The sequence below is a fragment of the Photobacterium sp. R1 genome (genome assembly GCF_054600795.1).
In genome coordinates this window covers 1-294 of the sequence record NZ_BAAHZP010000397.1, presented here as the reverse complement: position 1 = coordinate 294, position 294 = coordinate 1, and the positions used below count along the sequence as shown (strand labels likewise).

General features: G+C 55.4%; 1 protein-coding gene. It reads right to left on the bottom strand.

The features are described from left to right. The coding region (locus ACYP03_RS25590; protein WP_459782617.1) for a transketolase C-terminal domain-containing protein at positions 1 to 294 on the bottom strand (294 nt) is incomplete at both ends.

Genomic DNA, 294 nt, shown 5'->3' with positions numbered 1-294 from the left:
CGATTTCCAGTTCAGCATGCAGTTCGGCCTGGGTGCCCTGATGGATGAATTTGTCCGGCAGGCCGATTTGCAGCACAGGCTTGATACGTTTGTCTCTCATCAAAAATTCGATCACCCCGGAACCGGCACCGCCGGCGATGGCGTTCTCTTCCACTGTGACTAGCAGATCATGGTTATCGGCCAGCTGGCGAATTAAGCTCTCATCCAGTGGTTTGACGAAACGCATGTCGGCTACCGTGGCATCGAGAGACTCCGCGGCTTCCAGCGCGTAGCTCAAAGTGGTGCCGAAGTTCA